Origin of the sequence: Cupriavidus sp. Agwp_2 (genome assembly GCF_040784895.1) — a bacterium.
Taxonomy (GTDB): Bacteria; Pseudomonadota; Gammaproteobacteria; order Burkholderiales; family Burkholderiaceae; genus Cupriavidus.
In genome coordinates this window covers 1,043,316-1,058,020 of the sequence record NZ_CP088083.1, presented here as the reverse complement: position 1 = coordinate 1,058,020, position 14,705 = coordinate 1,043,316, and the positions used below count along the sequence as shown (strand labels likewise).

Annotated in this window: 13 protein-coding genes; 1 reads left to right on the top strand and 12 read right to left on the bottom strand. The window is 65.9% G+C overall.

Annotated elements, in window-relative coordinates; translation table 11 throughout:
• The 8 genes from LPA45_RS04930 to urtA form a co-directional block, all read right to left on the bottom strand.
• Positions 1–612, bottom strand: a complete 612-nt coding sequence (locus tag LPA45_RS04930) for a HupE/UreJ family protein (protein WP_116317553.1) — start codon at positions 610–612, stop codon at positions 1–3.
• Positions 613–662: 50 nt separating this feature from the next.
• On the bottom strand, positions 663–965 hold the full coding sequence (locus tag LPA45_RS04925) for an urease subunit gamma (protein ID WP_116317552.1): 303 nt from the start codon (positions 963–965) through the stop codon (positions 663–665).
• Between the two features lie 86 nt (positions 966–1,051).
• Positions 1,052–1,921, bottom strand: a complete 870-nt coding sequence (locus tag LPA45_RS04920; RefSeq protein WP_116317551.1) for an urease accessory protein UreD — start codon at positions 1,919–1,921, stop codon at positions 1,052–1,054.
• A gap of 110 nt (positions 1,922–2,031) precedes the next feature.
• Entirely contained in the window at positions 2,032–2,724 is a 693-nt protein-coding gene (urtE, locus tag LPA45_RS04915) for an urea ABC transporter ATP-binding subunit UrtE (protein ID WP_116317550.1), read from the bottom strand.
• Between the two features lie 2 nt (positions 2,725–2,726).
• Positions 2,727–3,575 (bottom strand): urea ABC transporter ATP-binding protein UrtD, encoded by an 849-nt coding sequence (gene urtD / locus LPA45_RS04910; protein ID WP_116317549.1) that lies wholly within the window; start codon positions 3,573–3,575, stop codon positions 2,727–2,729.
• The gene (gene urtC, locus LPA45_RS04905) at positions 3,572–4,780 is read right to left on the bottom strand and encodes an urea ABC transporter permease subunit UrtC (protein WP_116317548.1); all 1,209 of its coding nucleotides are present in this window, start codon (positions 4,778–4,780) and stop codon (positions 3,572–3,574) included. The genes urtD and urtC overlap by 4 nt, the downstream gene beginning before the upstream one ends.
• The gene (gene urtB / locus LPA45_RS04900; protein ID WP_116317547.1) at positions 4,780–6,432 is read right to left on the bottom strand and encodes an urea ABC transporter permease subunit UrtB; all 1,653 of its coding nucleotides are present in this window, start codon (positions 6,430–6,432) and stop codon (positions 4,780–4,782) included. The genes urtC and urtB overlap by 1 nt, the downstream gene beginning before the upstream one ends.
• Positions 6,433–6,531: 99 nt before the next feature.
• Positions 6,532–7,788, bottom strand: coding sequence for an urea ABC transporter substrate-binding protein (gene urtA, locus LPA45_RS04895; RefSeq protein ID WP_116317546.1), 1,257 nt, complete (start codon positions 7,786–7,788; stop codon positions 6,532–6,534).
• A 526-nt stretch (positions 7,789–8,314) separates the two neighbouring features.
• On the opposite strand from urtA, the gene LPA45_RS04890 reads away from it, so the two are divergent.
• A complete protein-coding gene (locus LPA45_RS04890; RefSeq protein ID WP_116317545.1) occupies positions 8,315–10,360 on the top strand; it encodes a gamma-glutamyltransferase family protein in 2,046 nt (681 codons plus the stop codon).
• 78 nt (positions 10,361–10,438) lie between these two features.
• On the opposite strand, the gene cyoD is transcribed toward LPA45_RS04890, so the two are convergent.
• Genes cyoD through cyoA form a run of 4 tightly spaced genes read right to left on the bottom strand, consistent with a single transcriptional unit; the run spans position 10,439 to position 14,407 of the window.
• A complete protein-coding gene (gene cyoD / locus LPA45_RS04885; protein ID WP_116317544.1) occupies positions 10,439–10,807 on the bottom strand; it encodes a cytochrome o ubiquinol oxidase subunit IV in 369 nt (122 codons plus the stop codon).
• Positions 10,807–11,451 (bottom strand): cytochrome o ubiquinol oxidase subunit III, encoded by a 645-nt coding sequence (gene cyoC, locus LPA45_RS04880; protein WP_116317543.1) that lies wholly within the window; start codon positions 11,449–11,451, stop codon positions 10,807–10,809. Before cyoC ends, cyoD begins: the two co-directional genes overlap by 1 nt.
• A 5-nt stretch (positions 11,452–11,456) precedes the next feature.
• Positions 11,457–13,430 (bottom strand): cytochrome o ubiquinol oxidase subunit I, encoded by a 1,974-nt coding sequence (gene cyoB / locus LPA45_RS04875; protein ID WP_116317857.1) that lies wholly within the window; start codon positions 13,428–13,430, stop codon positions 11,457–11,459.
• A gap of 14 nt (positions 13,431–13,444) precedes the next feature.
• A complete protein-coding gene (gene cyoA, locus LPA45_RS04870; protein WP_116317542.1) occupies positions 13,445–14,407 on the bottom strand; it encodes a ubiquinol oxidase subunit II in 963 nt (320 codons plus the stop codon).
• Positions 14,408–14,705: the final 298 nt, after the last annotated feature.

Genomic DNA, 14,705 nt, shown 5'->3' with positions numbered 1-14,705 from the left:
TCAGGCCACCAGCAGACCGGCGCCGTACAGTGCCACGCCGGCACCGGCCAGGCGGGCCAGCCAGCCGGCATGGCGTCGCAGCAGCGTGCCGGCCGCGATACCGAGCAGGTGCAGCGCCATGGTCGCGACGGCAAAGCCGCCAACGTAGGCCAGCACGGCGGGCAGCGCCTCGGCGGTGGCCGGCAGCTCCGCGCCATGCGCGTAACCGTGGAACACCGCAAAGCCGCCAACCAGCAAGGCGCCGGCCCATGCCGGCAGCCTGGCGCGCAGCGCCAGCATCAAGCCCACTACCAGCAAGGACACGGCGATCATCGGTTCCACCGCGGGCAGCGCCATGCCGGCCAGGCCGAGCGCGGCACCGACCAGCATCAGCGCGACGAAGACCAGCGGCAGGCGCAGCGTATCGGCAGCCGAGCGCGCCACCAGTGCGCTCCATACGCCCACCGCCGCCATCGCCAGCAGGTGGTCGGCGCCGGTGAAGGGGTGTTCCAGGCCGGCCCACAGGCTGGCGCCTACGGTGGCGGCGTCATGGCCGGGGTGCGCCAGCGCGGCGGTGGCGGCAACGGTCAGGAGGGTGCCCAGGGCAAGGCGCAGGCAGGCGGAACGGTTCATAACGGCTCTCGGTTGGATTTGCTCTTCGAATCTGTCGTCGCAGTGAAGCTTCAGACGATGGGATGGTGCACGGTCACCAGCTTGGTGCCGTCGGGAAACGTCGCTTCGACCTGGATCTCGGGGATCATCTCGGCGATGCCGTCCATCACCTCGTCGCGCGTCAGCACGGTGGTGCCTTCGTGCATCAGCTCGGCCACGGTGCGGCCGTCGCGCGCGCCTTCCATGATGGCGGCGGTGATCAGCGCCACCGCTTCCGGATAGTTGAGCTTGAGCCCGCGCGCCTTGCGCCGTTCGGCCAGCAGCGCGGCGGTAAAGATCAGCAGCTTGTCCTTCTCTCTCGGCGTCAGTTCCATCTCTTGTTCCTTGTCTGTCTTGTTGTCCGATCGTGGCCCTACGTGGCCCTACGTGGCCCTACGTGGCCCTGCGTGGCGTTGTGGCCCTACGTCGCCCACAGCCGCAGCGGTCGCGGCGCCACACCGTGCATCGGCTCGCGCAGCGCGCTCCAGCAATCGACCATCACATGGCGCACGGCTTCCATCTGACGGCCGAGTACGCGCACCAGCAGCATGGACTGGCCATGGGCTGCCAGGCAGGTCACGCCCGCGCGCAGTTCCGGGCCGTAGGGCAACCGTCCGGCCAGCGCCTCCGCCAGTTCCTGCGTGGCGCCCTCGCCCACCGCCCACAGCGTGCCCAGCACATTGAGCCCATCGAGTCCCGCCACGGCCGTGCGCAGCGGCGACCCCGCATCGAGATGCGACTGCTCGATCCACAACGCGCGCTCGCCCCCGCCAACGCGGGTATCGAGCCACAGCGCGCCGCGCGCCCATTGCTCGCCCGATGCCTGCCGGCCCAGCACCACGGCATCCCAGCCAATGGCGCTGCCGCCCGGCGCCACGTCGAGCACCGTCGCAATGCGCGCGCGTGCATCGTCGAACACGATGTTCTCCTGCGGCAGCCAGTCCAGCCGCGCCCCCGCCCCAACCGACAGCCGCACCTGCTGCGCCGCATCGCGGCCGAGCGACTTGTACCACTTGGTGGCGCCCGGCGTGGCCAGCACCGCATGGGCACCGGCTTCGACCGTCACATCGATATCCAGGCTGTCGCCGCCCGCCACGCCAGCCGGCGGATGCAGGATGACGGCATGGCAGATGCCGCCTTCGGGATAGAGCGGCTTCTGCACCAGCAATGGCCCCTGGTGGCGGCGCTCGACCAGCGCGGTGCGTTCGCCGCGTTGCGCAAAGCGCAGCCGCAGGCTGGCCTGCCATGCGGCAGGCACGGCGAGTGACGAAGGAAAATCTGGATGACGCATGGCGTGGCAATGCCGGCGGCGGGCGCGCGATGGCGGGGGTTGCAGGCAATCATAGCGCGCCGCCTGCCTGCGCGGAAGCGGCGTGCGATGCGCATTCCCCCGCCCTGCCCTTACACGGCAATCAGCTCCCGTACGCCGTCCTGCTCCATGCCGGGCCCGGCACCGCGCGCAACCACTTCGCCGCGGCTCATCACCACATAGTGGTCGGCGATATGGCGCGCGAACTCGTAGTACTGCTCGACCAGCAGCACGGTCATGCCGAACTCATCCACCAGCAGCCGCAGCGCGCGGCCGATGTCCTGGATGATCGACGGCTGGATGCCTTCGGTCGGCTCGTCGAGGATCAGCAGTTGCGGCTCGCTCATCAGCGCCCGGCCGATCGCCAGTTGCTGCTGCTGGCCGCCGGACAGGTCACCGCCGCGGCGCTGGCGCATCGTGCGCAACACCGGGAACAGCTGGTAAATGCGATCGGGCACGCCCGATGGCCGCGCGCGGCTGGCCGCGCCGATCAGCAGGTTCTCTTCGACCGTCAGCCGCGGAAAGATCTCGCGCCCCTGGGGCACATAGGCCAGCCCGGCCGAGACGCGCTCGTACGGCGCCTTCTTCTCCAGCGGCTTGCCGTCCCAGTGGATGCTGCCGCTGCGCGTCGGCACGACGCCCATCAGGCATTTCAGCAGCGTGCTCTTGCCTACGCCGTTGCGGCCGAGCAGCGTGGTCAGCCTGCCCGCGGGCACGTCGAAGGAGACGTTGCGCAGGATATGGCTGCCGCCGTAGAACTGGTTCAGTGCATTGACCTGCAGCATGGTTATCTTCCCAGGTAGGATTCGATCACGCGTTCGTCGCGCTTGACGCTGTCCAGCGTGCCTTCGGCCAGCACGCTGCCCTCGGCCAGCACCGTGACCTTGCCGGCATCGCCGGCCAGCGCGGCCACGAACTCCATGTCGTGCTCCACCACCATCATCGAGCAGCTGCCGCGCAAGCCGTTGAGCAGGCTGGCCAGCTGCATGGTTTCCTCATCGGTCATGCCGGCCACCGGCTCGTCGAGCAGCAGCAGTTGCGGCTGCTGCATCAGCAGCATGCCGATCTCCAGCCGCTGCTTCTGCCCGTGAGAAAGCAGTCCGGCGGGCCGGTACGCTTCATCCTCCAGGCCGGTAAGCGCCAGCGTCTCCTCGATGCGGCGATGCCCCTCGCCGGTCAGCCGCGCGCGCAGCGACGACCACCAGCGCTTGTCGGCCTTCATCGCCAGCTCCAGGTTCTCCCACACCGCGTGCTGCTCGAACACGGTGGGCTTCTGGAACTTGCGGCCGATGCCGACCTGCGCGATGCGCGGCTCGGTCATCCGCATCAGGTCGATGGTCTGGCCGAGGAATACACGCCCGTTGACATTGGCATTGCGCGGCCCGGTCTTGCCGGTGATGACATCCATCATCGTGGTCTTGCCCGCGCCGTTAGGGCCAATCACGCAGCGCAGCTCGCCATGGTCGATCGACAGGTTCAGCTTGTTGAGCGCGCGGAAGCCGTCGAACTGCACGGTAACGTCTTCCAGGTAGAGGATCGGGCCGTGCGAAACATCGATGGTGCCCGGCTCCAGCACCCGGCCCAGCCCGGTGGCGTCGCCGCTTTCGGCCTGGCCGTGTTCGAGTGCGGCGTTCATGCTTCACCTCCGGTGCGGCCAGCCACCGCGGGCGTGGAAACAGGTTCCGGCGTGATCGGTGCAGCGGCCTGCACGCGGCGCTCGCGCAAGCGCTTCCACAGGCCGGTCACGCCGTCGGGCAGGTACAGCGTCACCAGCACGAACATCGCACCGAGCAGGAACAGCCAGTACTCGGCAAAGTGGGCGGTGAAGACGGTCTTGGCACCATTGACAAGGAACGCGCCGATGACCGGGCCGATCAGCGTGCCGCGGCCGCCCACGGCGACCCACACCGCCATCTCGATCGAGTTGCCGGGCGACATCTCGCCCGGGTTGATGATGCCGACCTGCGGCACGTACAGCGCGCCGGCGATGCCGCACAGCACGGCGGAGAAGGTCCACACGAACAGCTTGTAGCCGAGCGGGTTATAGCCGGAGAACATCACCCGCATCTCCGCATCGCGCACCGCCGTGACCACGCGGCCCAGCTTGGACGTGACGATATAGCGGCAGGCAACGAAGCCGCCCAGCAGCGCCAGGAAGGTCAGCACGAACAGCGCCGTGCGCGTCTGCGGCGCGGCGATGGCAAAGCCGGCGATGCGCTTGAAATCGGTAAAGCCATTGTTGCCGCCGAAGCCGGTCTCGTTGCGGAAGAACAGCAGCATTGCCGCATATGTCAACGCCTGCGTGATGATGGACAGGTACACGCCCTTGATGCGCGAGCGGAAGGCAAAGAAGCCGAACAGCCACGCCACCACGCCAGGCACCAGCACCACCAGCAACAGCGCATAGCCAAGGTGGTCGGTGCCATGCCAGAACCACGGCAGCTCCTTCCAGTCGAGGAACACCATGAAGTCAGGCAGGTCGCTCTTGTACACGCCTTCGCGCCCGATCGAGCGCATCAGGTACATGCCCATGGCATAGCCGCCCAGCGCGAAGAACAGGCCATGGCCGAGGCTCAGGATGCCGCAGTAGCCCCACACCAGGTCGAGCGCGATCGCCGCCAGCGCAAAGCACATGATCTTGCCGACCAGCGTCAGCGCATAGGCCGACAGGTGCAACGCATGGCCCTCCGGCACGAGCAGCGCGCACACCGGCACGCCGATGCCGACGATCACGGTCAGCGCCACCAGCGCCATCCAGCCGCGCGGCGAGAACAGCGACTGGCGCTCGGGTACGGCAAGCCGGAACGGTGCCGCGGAAGAACTCGATTGGAATCGCTGCATCATGCCTCCGCGCTGCGCCCCTTGAGCGCGAAAAGTCCCTGCGGCCGCTTCTGGATGAAGAGCACGATCAGCACCAGGACAAAGATCTTGGCCAGCACCGCGCCATAGAAGGGCTCGATGAACTTGTTGATGATGCCCAGCCCGAACGCGCCCACGATGGTGCCGGCCAGCTGCCCCACGCCGCCCAGCACCACCACCATGAACGAATCGATGATGTAGGCCTGGCCCAGGTCGGGACCGACATTGCCGATCTGCGACAGCGCACAGCCGCCCAGCCCGGCGATGCCGGCACCGAAGGCAAAGGCATAACTGTCGACCTTCCACGTGCGCACGCCGACGCAGGCCGCCATGGTGCGGTTCTGCGTCGTGGCGCGCACGAACAGCCCCAGCCGCGTGCGGTTGAGCACCGCCCACGCCACCGCCACCACCGCCAGCGCGAACAGGATGATGACCACGCGGTTGTACGGAATCACCAGCCCCGGCATCCATTCAAGGCCGCCGCTCATCCATCCGGGATTGGCCACTTCCACGTTCTGCGCGCCGAACAGCGTGCGCACCGCCTGCATCAGCAGCAGGCTGATGCCGAAGGTGGCCAGCAGCGTTTCCAGCGGGCGGCCATAGAGGTGGCGCAGCACCAGCCGCTCCAGCACGAAGCCCACCACGGCCGCCGCCAGGAACGACGCCGGCAGCGCGGCGGGCAGGTACCACGCGAACGCATCCGGTGCATAGGTGCGGAACAGCGACTGCACCACATAGGTGGCATAAGCGCCGATCATCAGGAACTCGCCGTGCGCCATGTTGATGACGCCGATCAGGCCATAGGTGATGGCCAGGCCCAACGCGGCCAGCAGCAGCACGCTGCCCAGGCTCAGGCCGGCGAACAGATTGCCGATCAGCTCGGCGCGGCGCTGGTCGCGGCGCAACTGGTCCAGTGCCTGCTGCGCGGCCAGGCGCACATCGGCATCGGGCTCGCGGTAGTTGCCGGCGCTGTCGCGCTCGACCAGCGGCGCCAGCTTCTGGCGGCTCTGCGGGTTGCTGTCCTTGCCGAGGATACGGATCGCTTCGAGCCGCGCGTCATGCGCGGCGGGATCCGTGTTCGGCGCGGTTTCTGCCAGCACGAGGTTGGCCCAGATCACGTCGAGGCTGGCACGCAGGCCGGCATCGGCCTCGGTCTTGCGCGCGGCTTCGACGGCGGCAAGCGAGGCGCTTTCCGGCTGGTCGCGCAGCGTGCTGATGGCTTGCGCTCGCACCGCGATGTCAGGCGATTGCAGCTGCAGGCTGCTGGCGGCGCTGTCGACCAGCGCGCGCAGGCTGTTGTTCAGGGTCAGGGATTCGAGCTCGTCGGGCTTCACCGTGACCGCCTTGCCGGTGATGGCATCGACCACCTTGTCGCCGTCCTGGCGCACCATGCCGACCGAAGGCGCATATTGCAGGGTGTCGTCCTGCAGGGCCTTCAGGATCGGGCCGGCTTCGGCAGGCGATGCCCTGGTCAACGCGGACAGCGCGGCAGTCTTGGCGTCGAAGTCGTCTTCGGCCAGCGGCTTCAGGTCGGCCTGCGTCAGCGCAACGGCCCACGGCGCCGCGGCCAGCAGCAGCGCTGCCAGCAGGGCGCGCAGCCAGGCCACGACTTGAACGGATGAGGGATTGCGCATAGGAGCTTGCGAGTGGCAGGAATGAAGCGAGCTGACTGTTTGCTCCCCCTCTCCCGCAAGCGGGAGCGGGGGAGCCGCGTGGTGGCAAGCAAACGAGGCTTACAGCACCTTGTCCGGCTTCCCTTCATTTCCCGAGATGAACGGGCTCCACGGCTGCGCGCGCACGGCCTTCGGCGTCTTCCAAACCACCGAGAACTGGCCGTCGCCCTTCACCTCGCCGATCATCACCGGCTTGTACAGGTGGTGGTTTTCGCCCATGGTCAGCGTGAAGCCATCCGGCGCCTTGAAGGTCTGGCCGTACATCGCCGCACGCACCTTGTCGGTGTCGGTGGTGCCGGCCTTCTTCACCGCCTGCGCCCACATATGGATGCCGACATAGGTGGCTTCCATCGGGTCGTTGGTCACGCGCTTGTCGCCGCCTGGCAGGTTGTTGGCCTTGACCCAGGCCGCCCACTGCTTCCTGAAGGCGTCGTTCTGTGCGTTCTTGACCGACATGAAGTAGTTCCACGCCGCAAGGTGGCCGACCAGCGGCTTGGTGTCGATGCCGCGCAGTTCTTCCTCGCCCACCGAGAACGCCACCACCGGCACGTCCTTGGCCTTCAGGCCGGCGTTGCCCAGTTCCTTATAGAAGGGCACGTTGGAGTCGCCGTTGATGGTCGAGATCACCGCGGTCTTGCCGCCCTGCGAGAACTTCTTGATATTGGCGACGATGGTCTGGTAGTCGCTGTGGCCAAACGGGGTGTAGACCTCTTCGATGTCCTTGTCGGCAACGCCCTTGCTCTTCAGGAAGGCGCGCAGGATCTTGTTGGTGGTACGCGGGTAGACGTAGTCGGTACCCAGCAGGTAGAAGCGCTTGGCGCCGCCACCTTCCTTGCTCATCAGGTATTCCACCGCCGGGATCGCCTGCTGGTTGGGCGCTGCGCCGGTGTAGAAGACGTTCTTGGACATTTCCTCGCCTTCGTACTGCACCGGGTAGAACAGCAGCGAGTTCAGCTCTTCATAGACCGGCAGCACCGACTTGCGCGACACCGAAGTCCAGCAACCGAAAGTCACCGCGACCTTGTCCTTGCTGACCAGCTGGCGCGCCTTCTCCGCGAACAGCGGCCAGTTGGAGGCCGGGTCCACCACCACCGGCTCGAGCTTGCGGCCGAGCACGCCGCCGCTCTTGTTGATCTCGTCGATGGTCATCAGGGCCACGTCCTTCAGCGACGTTTCCGAGATGGCCATCGTGCCGGACAGCGAGTGCAGGATCCCGACCTTGATCGGTTCCTTGGACTGCGCCATGGCCAGCGGGCTGGTACCGATCATTGCCGCGGCGGCGATGGCCGACAGCTTCAGCATGTCACGTCGTTGCATTTGCAGCTCCCGTTCGTGGTGTTAGTAGGGACTACGCTCCCCGGGGTGATGCATCTGCAACTAGCGTGCCACCGATTTCGCGCCGCGACCTGGCTGCCAGGCACGACGCGCATGGCTTAACCGGGTCGTGGGGACCATCGCGCACCACGGGCGTGCAGCGCGAGTGGCACTGAGACAGTGCAACGGGAGAAATGGGAGCAGTGACGGTGCATGGTGCCCGCGAGCGGGTTGCGACCATGCGCCAGAATCGGTCGTGTCGCTCGCGCCGGGTCGGCGGCGCGCTGCGCAAGGGGGAATGGCGCTGAAGCGCATGCGGCTTGCCAATGGCGACACGCCGCGCAGAAGTAAGCAGACTTTTAAACCGGAATTGGATGACTGTAAATCGGTACAACCATCCATTAAGACCGGCGCATGGCCAACCTACGGTAAGAGATAGCCGCCGTCCAACCCGCCATGACGCGGTGGCCGATCGCGCCAGGCGCTGGTCGACACAAGAATGCGGGTCCACACAACCCAGAGAGAAGCCATGCCGTTTTCCGAAGATCAGACGGCGTCACTCGCCGTCCCGCAACCGTCGCTCCACGCCCTGCAATCCGCATCGCGCCGCAAAGGCATCCTGGCCCTGGCCGCCTTCACCCTGGCGCTGGGCGCCTGCGGTGGCGGCGACGACCCGCCACCCGTTGTCACCACGCCGGCGGCCACCGGCTGCGAACTCGATGGCAGCACCGGCGGCCAGGCGGTGGTGCTGCCCGGCGACCCGAACGCGCCCGAGCAGGCCACCGGCTACGCGCCCAAGTCGACGGTCTACAGCAAGACCTATATGGCCGTGACCAACAACCCGCTCTCCACCAAGGTCGCCTGCGACGTGCTCAAGGACGGCGGCACCGCGGCCGATGCCGCGGTCGCGGCGCAGATGGTGCTGAACCTGGTGGAGCCGCAGTCCTCCGGCATCGGCGGCGGCGCCTTCATCATGTATTACGACGCGGCAAGCAAGGCGGTGACCGCCTACGACGGCCGCGAGACCGCCCCGGCCGGCGCCGACGAGGACTACATCCAGTGGAAGTCCGCTTCCGACCAGACCGCGCCGGCACCTACCGCCGTCCGCAGCGGCCGCTCGATCGGCACGCCCGGCACGCTGCGCGTGCTGGAACTGGCCCACAATGACCATGGCAAGCTGGCCTGGAAGGACCTGTTCACGCCGGCCATCAAGCTTGCCACCGACGGCTTCGCGATCCCGCCCCGCATGGCGGCAGCGATTTCCGGTGCGGCCACGGTGACAAACATCCAGCGCGACCCGGAAATGGCCGCCTACTTCCTGAACCCCGACGGCACGCCGCGCGCAGTCAATACCATCCTCAGGAACCCGGCGCTGGCCGGCGTGTTCACGGCCGTGGCCGCGGGCGGGGCCGATGCCTTCTACAAGAACGGCCCGATCGCGCAGGCCATCGTCAACAAGATCCAGACCACCTACGACGGCAACACCACGCCTGGCGTGACCACGCTGGACGACCTGGCCAACTACCAGGCCAAGAAGCGATCTGCGGTCTGCACCACCTATCGCCAGTACGAGATTTGCGGCATGCCGCCACCCTCCTCCGGCGGCATCGCGGTGGCGCAGATCCTGGGCATCGTCGAGAACTTCGACATGGCCAGCCATGGTCCCACGCTGGTCGACCAGAACGGCGGCCGCCCCAGCGTGCTGGGCGCCCACCTGCTGGGCGAAGCCGGGCACCTCGCCTATGCCGATCGCAACAAGTACGTGGCCGACACCGACTTCATCGGCCTGCCGGGCGGCAGCTGGGACACCATGCTGAACAAGCCCTACCTGAGCCAGCGCGCCGCGCTGATCAGCACCACCGGCGTTCTGACCACGCCGGTGGCGGCAGGCAACCTCGGCGACGTGCCGCTGTCGCCGTCGTTCGTGCAGGAGCGAGGCACCACCCACCTGTCGCTGCACGACAAGTACGGCAACGTGGTAGCGATGACCACCACCATCGAGTCAGGGCTGGGCTCGTACCACATGACCAACGGCTTCCTGCTGAACAACGAGCTGACCGACTTCAACGCAGCGCCTGCCGTGGGCGGCGTGCTGGTCGCCAACCGCGTGCAGCCAGGCAAGCGGCCGCGCAGCTCGATGTCGCCGACGCTGGTGTTCAAGCGCAATGCCGACGGGTCGCGTGGGGACTTCTACATGACGACCGGCTCGCCAGGCGGCGCGACCATCATCCAGTACGTGGCCAAGACGCTGGTGGCGGCGCTGGACTGGAACTTGGACGCGCAGCAGGCAGTGTCGATGATCGACTTCGGCGGCTCCAATGGCGCGGGCTCGGCCATGATCGTCGGCGGCGAGCATCCCAACGTCGACAGCAGCGTGCCGGCCGGCGGCATCGCGGGAGACAACGACCCGCTGGTCAAGGGACTGCGCAACCTCGGGCATACCGTGAACATCGGGGCGCAGTCGAGCGGCCTGAGCGCGATCATCCGCACCACCATCGGCGGCTCGGCGGTGCTGGTGGGCGGCGCCGACCCGCGCCGCGAAGGCGTGGTGCTGGGCGATACGTTCAAGCCCTGATGGGGTAGCGGCACTAGCGGCACAAAAAAAACGGGGCCCCTTGCGGGACCCCGTTCTTCGATGCCGGGACAGCAGTCCTTACATCGGCATCATGTTGGTGTTCAGGTTGTACATGATCCACAGCGAACCCGCCACCACGATCACCAGGATCAGCGCCGTGAACAGCAGCGCGATCACGTTGCTGCGCTGCTCGGACGACGTGTCCAGGTGCAGGAAATACTTCAGGTGGACCAGGATCTGGACCGCGGCCATGCCGAGGATGATCCACAGGATCGTGCCCTTCTCCATGCTGCCGTCCATCACCAGCTTGAACGGGATCACGGTCAGGATCACCGCCAGGATGAAGCCGATTGCGTAGCCCTTGAAGCTGGCGTGGGTGTTGTGCGAGTCGTGCGCGGCATGCGCGTCATGGGCGCCGTGCGCCGCCGGTGCGTTGTGTTGTGCCATCACAGATGTCCCATCAGGTAGACCACGGTAAACACGCCGATCCAGACCACGTCCAGAAAGTGCCAGAACAGCGACAGGCACATCAGGCGCTTGCTGAGCGTCGGGGTGATGCCCTTCTTGCCCAGCTGCCACATCAGCACGATCATCCACAGCATGCCGCTGGCGACGTGCAGGCCGTGGGTACCGACCAGCGTGAAGAACGACGACAGGAACGCGCTGCGGCCCGGGCCGGCGCCTTCGGCGATCAGGTGGTGGAACTCGTTGATTTCCATCGCCATGAACGCGAGACCGAGCAGGAAGGTCACGCCGAGCCACGTCTGCACGTGCTTGAGGCTGCGGTTCTGCAGCGAGATCATCGCCATGCCGTACGTGATCGAGGAGAACAGCAGGATGAAGGTCTCCACCAGCACGTAGTTGAGCTCGAACAGCTCCTTCGCCGACGGGCCGCCTGCCAGTTCGCCGCGCAGCACGGCGAAAGCCGCGAACAGTCCGGCGAAGATGATGCAGTCGCTCATCAGGTAGATCCAGAAGCCATACACCGTATTGGCACTGGTATCGTGGTGCGCATGGTCATGGCCATGTGCGTCGGCGTGGGCCGATGCGCCGGCCTGCGCGGGGATGCGGTCTAGGACTTGAGTCGACATGGTTCTTAGGCCTGCGAAGCAATGCGCTGCAGATGGCGCGTTTCGATCTGCTCGACCTCGGTGGCCGGCACGTAGTAGTCGATATGGTCGTCGTTGCTGCGGTGGATAAACGCCCACACCATGCCCACCAGGCCAACGATGGCCATCCACCAGATATGCCAGGTCAGGGCAAAGCCAAACACCAGGCTGAAGGCGCCGATGATGAAGCCCGCACCCGTGTTCTTGGGCATGTGGATCTTCTCGTAGCCTTCGGTCGGCAGGGTCTCGCCACGGGCCTTCATGTCGGCGAACGCGTCCAGGTCACGCACCACCGGGGTGTGCGCGAAGTTGTAGAACGGCGGCGGCGACGAGGTGGCCCACTCCAGGGTACGGCCGCCCCACGGGTCGCCGGTCACGTCGGCCAGCTTCTTGCGGTCGCGGATCGACACAACGATCTGCAGCACCTGGAAGAAGATGCCCAGCGCCACGAACACCACGCCAACCACGGCCAGGTACAGCCACGGCGTCCAGGCCGGATTGTCGGTGTGGTTCAGGCGGCGGGTCATGCCCATCAGGCCCAGCACGTACAGCGGCATGAAGGCGAAGTAGAAGCCGACCAGCCAGCACCAGAAGGCGCACTTGCCCAGGCGCTCGTTCAGCGTGAAGCCGAACGCCTTCGGCCACCAGTAGGTGATGCCGGCCAGGTAGCCGAACAGCACGCCGCCGATGATCACGTTGTGGAAGTGGGCGATCAGGAACAGGCTGTTGTGCAGCACGAAGTCAGCAGCCGGCACGGCCATCAGCACGCCGGTCATGCCGCCGATCACGAAGGTGATCATGAAGCCCAGCGTCCACAGCACCGGCGAGGTCATCTGGACCCGGCCGCGGTACATGGTGAACAGCCAGTTGAAGATCTTCACCCCGGTCGGGATGGAGATGATCATGGTCGTGATGCCGAAGAACGCATTGACGTTGGCGCCCGAGCCCATCGTGAAGAAGTGGTGCAGCCACACGATGAACGACAGCACCATGATCGCGGCGGTCGCGTACACCATGCCCTTGTAGCCGAACAGCTTCTTGCCCGAGAACGTGGCGATGACTTCAGAGAAGATACCGAACGCCGGCAGGATCAGGATGTACACCTCGGGGTGGCCCCAGATCCAGATCAGGTTCACGTACATCATGGCGTTGCCGCCACCGTCGTTCGTGAAGAAGTGGGTGCCGATGTAGCGGTCCAGGCCCAGCAGTGCCAGGGTCACGGTCAGCACCGGGAAGGCGGCCACGATCAGCACGTTGGTGCACAGCGCGGTCCAGGTGAACACCGGCATGCGCATCAGGGTCATGCCCGGGGCGCGCATGCGCAGGATCGTCACCAGGAAGTTCACGCCGGTCAGCAGCGTGCCCAGGCCCGAGATCTGCAAGCTCCAGAGGTAATAGTCCACCCCTACGCCAGGGCTGTAGTCCAGGCCCGACAGCGGCGGATAGGCCAGCCAGCCGGTCTTGGCGAATTCACCAACGCCCAGCGAGACGTTGACCAGCATGGCGCCCGACACGAACAGCCAGAACGACAGCGTGTTCAGGAACGGGAAGGCCACGTCGCGCGCGCCGATCTGCAGCGGCACGACCAGGTTCATCAGGCCGGTCATCAGCGGCATGGCCACGAAGAAGATCATGATCACGCCGTGGGCGGTGAAGATCTGGTCGTAGTGCTCAGGCGGCAGGACACCGGTGGCGCCATTGGTGGCGAGCGCCAGCTGGGTACGCATCATGACCGCGTCGGCAAAGCCGCGCAGCAGCATGATCAGGGCAACCAGGCAGTACATCACGCCGATCTTCTTGTGATCGACGGACGTGAACCACTCGTTCCAGAGGTAGCCCCACTTCTTGAAATACGTGATCGCGCCTAGCAGCGCGGCACCGCCAAGGACGACGCCGGCCAGCACGACCATGATGATCGGCTCATGAAACGGAATCGCCGACAAACTCAACTTGCCAAACATCATTGCTCCCAGGATTACACGCCCGCCGGCAGCTTGGCCGGCGTGGTCATCGACAGCTGCTCTTCGCCGAGGGTGTTGCGCGACGTGCAGATCGGGCCGCCCTTGAACCCGTCGGCGGCGACTGCCGTGCCGCTGTGGTCCATGTACTTGTGCAGGATGTTGCGGAAGAGCTGGTCTTCCACCTTGCCGTAGTACGTGACCGGCTCCTTCTCGCTGGGTTGTGCCAGCGTCTTGTAGCCTTCAACGCCCAGTTCGGTCGACGAGGCGCGAACCTTGGCGACCCAGTCGTCGAACTCGTAGTTCGACATGGCGACCGCCTTGAACTTCATGCCCGAGAAGCCGCCGCCGCTGTAGTTGGCGGACACGCCGTCATACGAGCCGGCATGGTTGGCGATCAGGTGCAGCTTGGTCTCCATCCCTGCCATGGCGTACACCTGGCTGCCCAGTTGCGGGATGAAGAACGAATTCATGATCGAATCCGAGGTGATCTTGAAGTTCACCGGGGTGTCGACCGGGAACGCGATCTGGTTGACGGTCGCGATCTTCAGTTCCGGATAGATGAACAGCCACTTCCAGTTCAGCGCCACCACCTCGATGGTGACGGGCTTCTTGTTCGATTCCAGCGGCTTGTACGGGTCCAGGTCGTGCGAGGACTTCCAGGTGATGATGCCCAGCGCGATGATGATCAGGCACGGGATCAGCCACACCACCACTTCGATCGCGGTGGAGTGCGACCAGTCCGGCTCATAGCGCGCCTTGGTGTTGGACGCGCGGTACTTCCACGCGAACACCAGCGTGAGCACGATCACCGGCACCACCACCAGCAGCATGAGCCAGGTGGCAATCAGGATGATGTTCTTGATATCGACGCCGACCTGCCCTTTCGGGTCGAGCAGCGTCATGTTGCAACCGGCGAGCAGAAGCAGGCCGAGGCAGGGCAGGAACCGCGTCCAACGCGGCAGTATGGGTTTCTTCATGTCACGACTGGTTTGGTTACACCGCGCTTTGGGCAAAAGCGTGGCTAAACCGCCTGATGCTCGCGCAAGAGGCGTGGGGCTATGGGAAAACCGGAAGGACGTGTCCTTAGCTGGCGTTGCGGTCGGGCGGCGAATCTAACGCCGGAGGACCATGCGGCCTTGCAACGCCATGAACACGGAAGGACAACTGACTGCGCGCGCTGCAGGCCCTGTGGGACCTTGCCGGCGCTGCGGCACCTGGTGGCCGAAACCGCGAACGGTCCCGGCTCAGTACAGCGGCCGGGTAGCGTTGGAATAC

Excerpts from the sequence above, each read along its gene's own strand:
- cyoD (WP_116317544.1), bottom strand. The coding sequence starts at position 10,807 with ATGGCACAACACAACGCACCGGCGGCGCACGGCGCCCATGACGCGCAT.
- urtA (WP_116317546.1), bottom strand. The coding sequence starts at position 7,788 with ATGCAACGACGTGACATGCTGAAGCTGTCGGCCATCGCCGCCGCGGCA.
- LPA45_RS04890 (WP_116317545.1), top strand. The coding sequence starts at position 8,315 with ATGCCGTTTTCCGAAGATCAGACGGCGTCACTCGCCGTCCCGCAACCG.
- urtC (WP_116317548.1), bottom strand. The coding sequence starts at position 4,780 with ATGCAGCGATTCCAATCGAGTTCTTCCGCGGCACCGTTCCGGCTTGCC.
- LPA45_RS04920 (WP_116317551.1), bottom strand. The coding sequence starts at position 1,921 with ATGCGTCATCCAGATTTTCCTTCGTCACTCGCCGTGCCTGCCGCATGG.
- LPA45_RS04925 (WP_116317552.1), bottom strand. The coding sequence starts at position 965 with ATGGAACTGACGCCGAGAGAGAAGGACAAGCTGCTGATCTTTACCGCC.
- urtB (WP_116317547.1), bottom strand. The coding sequence starts at position 6,432 with ATGCGCAATCCCTCATCCGTTCAAGTCGTGGCCTGGCTGCGCGCCCTG.
- cyoC (WP_116317543.1), bottom strand. The coding sequence starts at position 11,451 with ATGTCGACTCAAGTCCTAGACCGCATCCCCGCGCAGGCCGGCGCATCG.
- urtE (WP_116317550.1), bottom strand. The coding sequence starts at position 2,724 with ATGCTGCAGGTCAATGCACTGAACCAGTTCTACGGCGGCAGCCATATC.
- cyoA (WP_116317542.1), bottom strand. The coding sequence starts at position 14,407 with ATGAAGAAACCCATACTGCCGCGTTGGACGCGGTTCCTGCCCTGCCTC.
- LPA45_RS04930 (WP_116317553.1), bottom strand. The coding sequence starts at position 612 with ATGAACCGTTCCGCCTGCCTGCGCCTTGCCCTGGGCACCCTCCTGACC.
- cyoB (WP_116317857.1), bottom strand. The coding sequence starts at position 13,430 with ATGTTTGGCAAGTTGAGTTTGTCGGCGATTCCGTTTCATGAGCCGATC.
- urtD (WP_116317549.1), bottom strand. The coding sequence starts at position 3,575 with ATGAACGCCGCACTCGAACACGGCCAGGCCGAAAGCGGCGACGCCACC.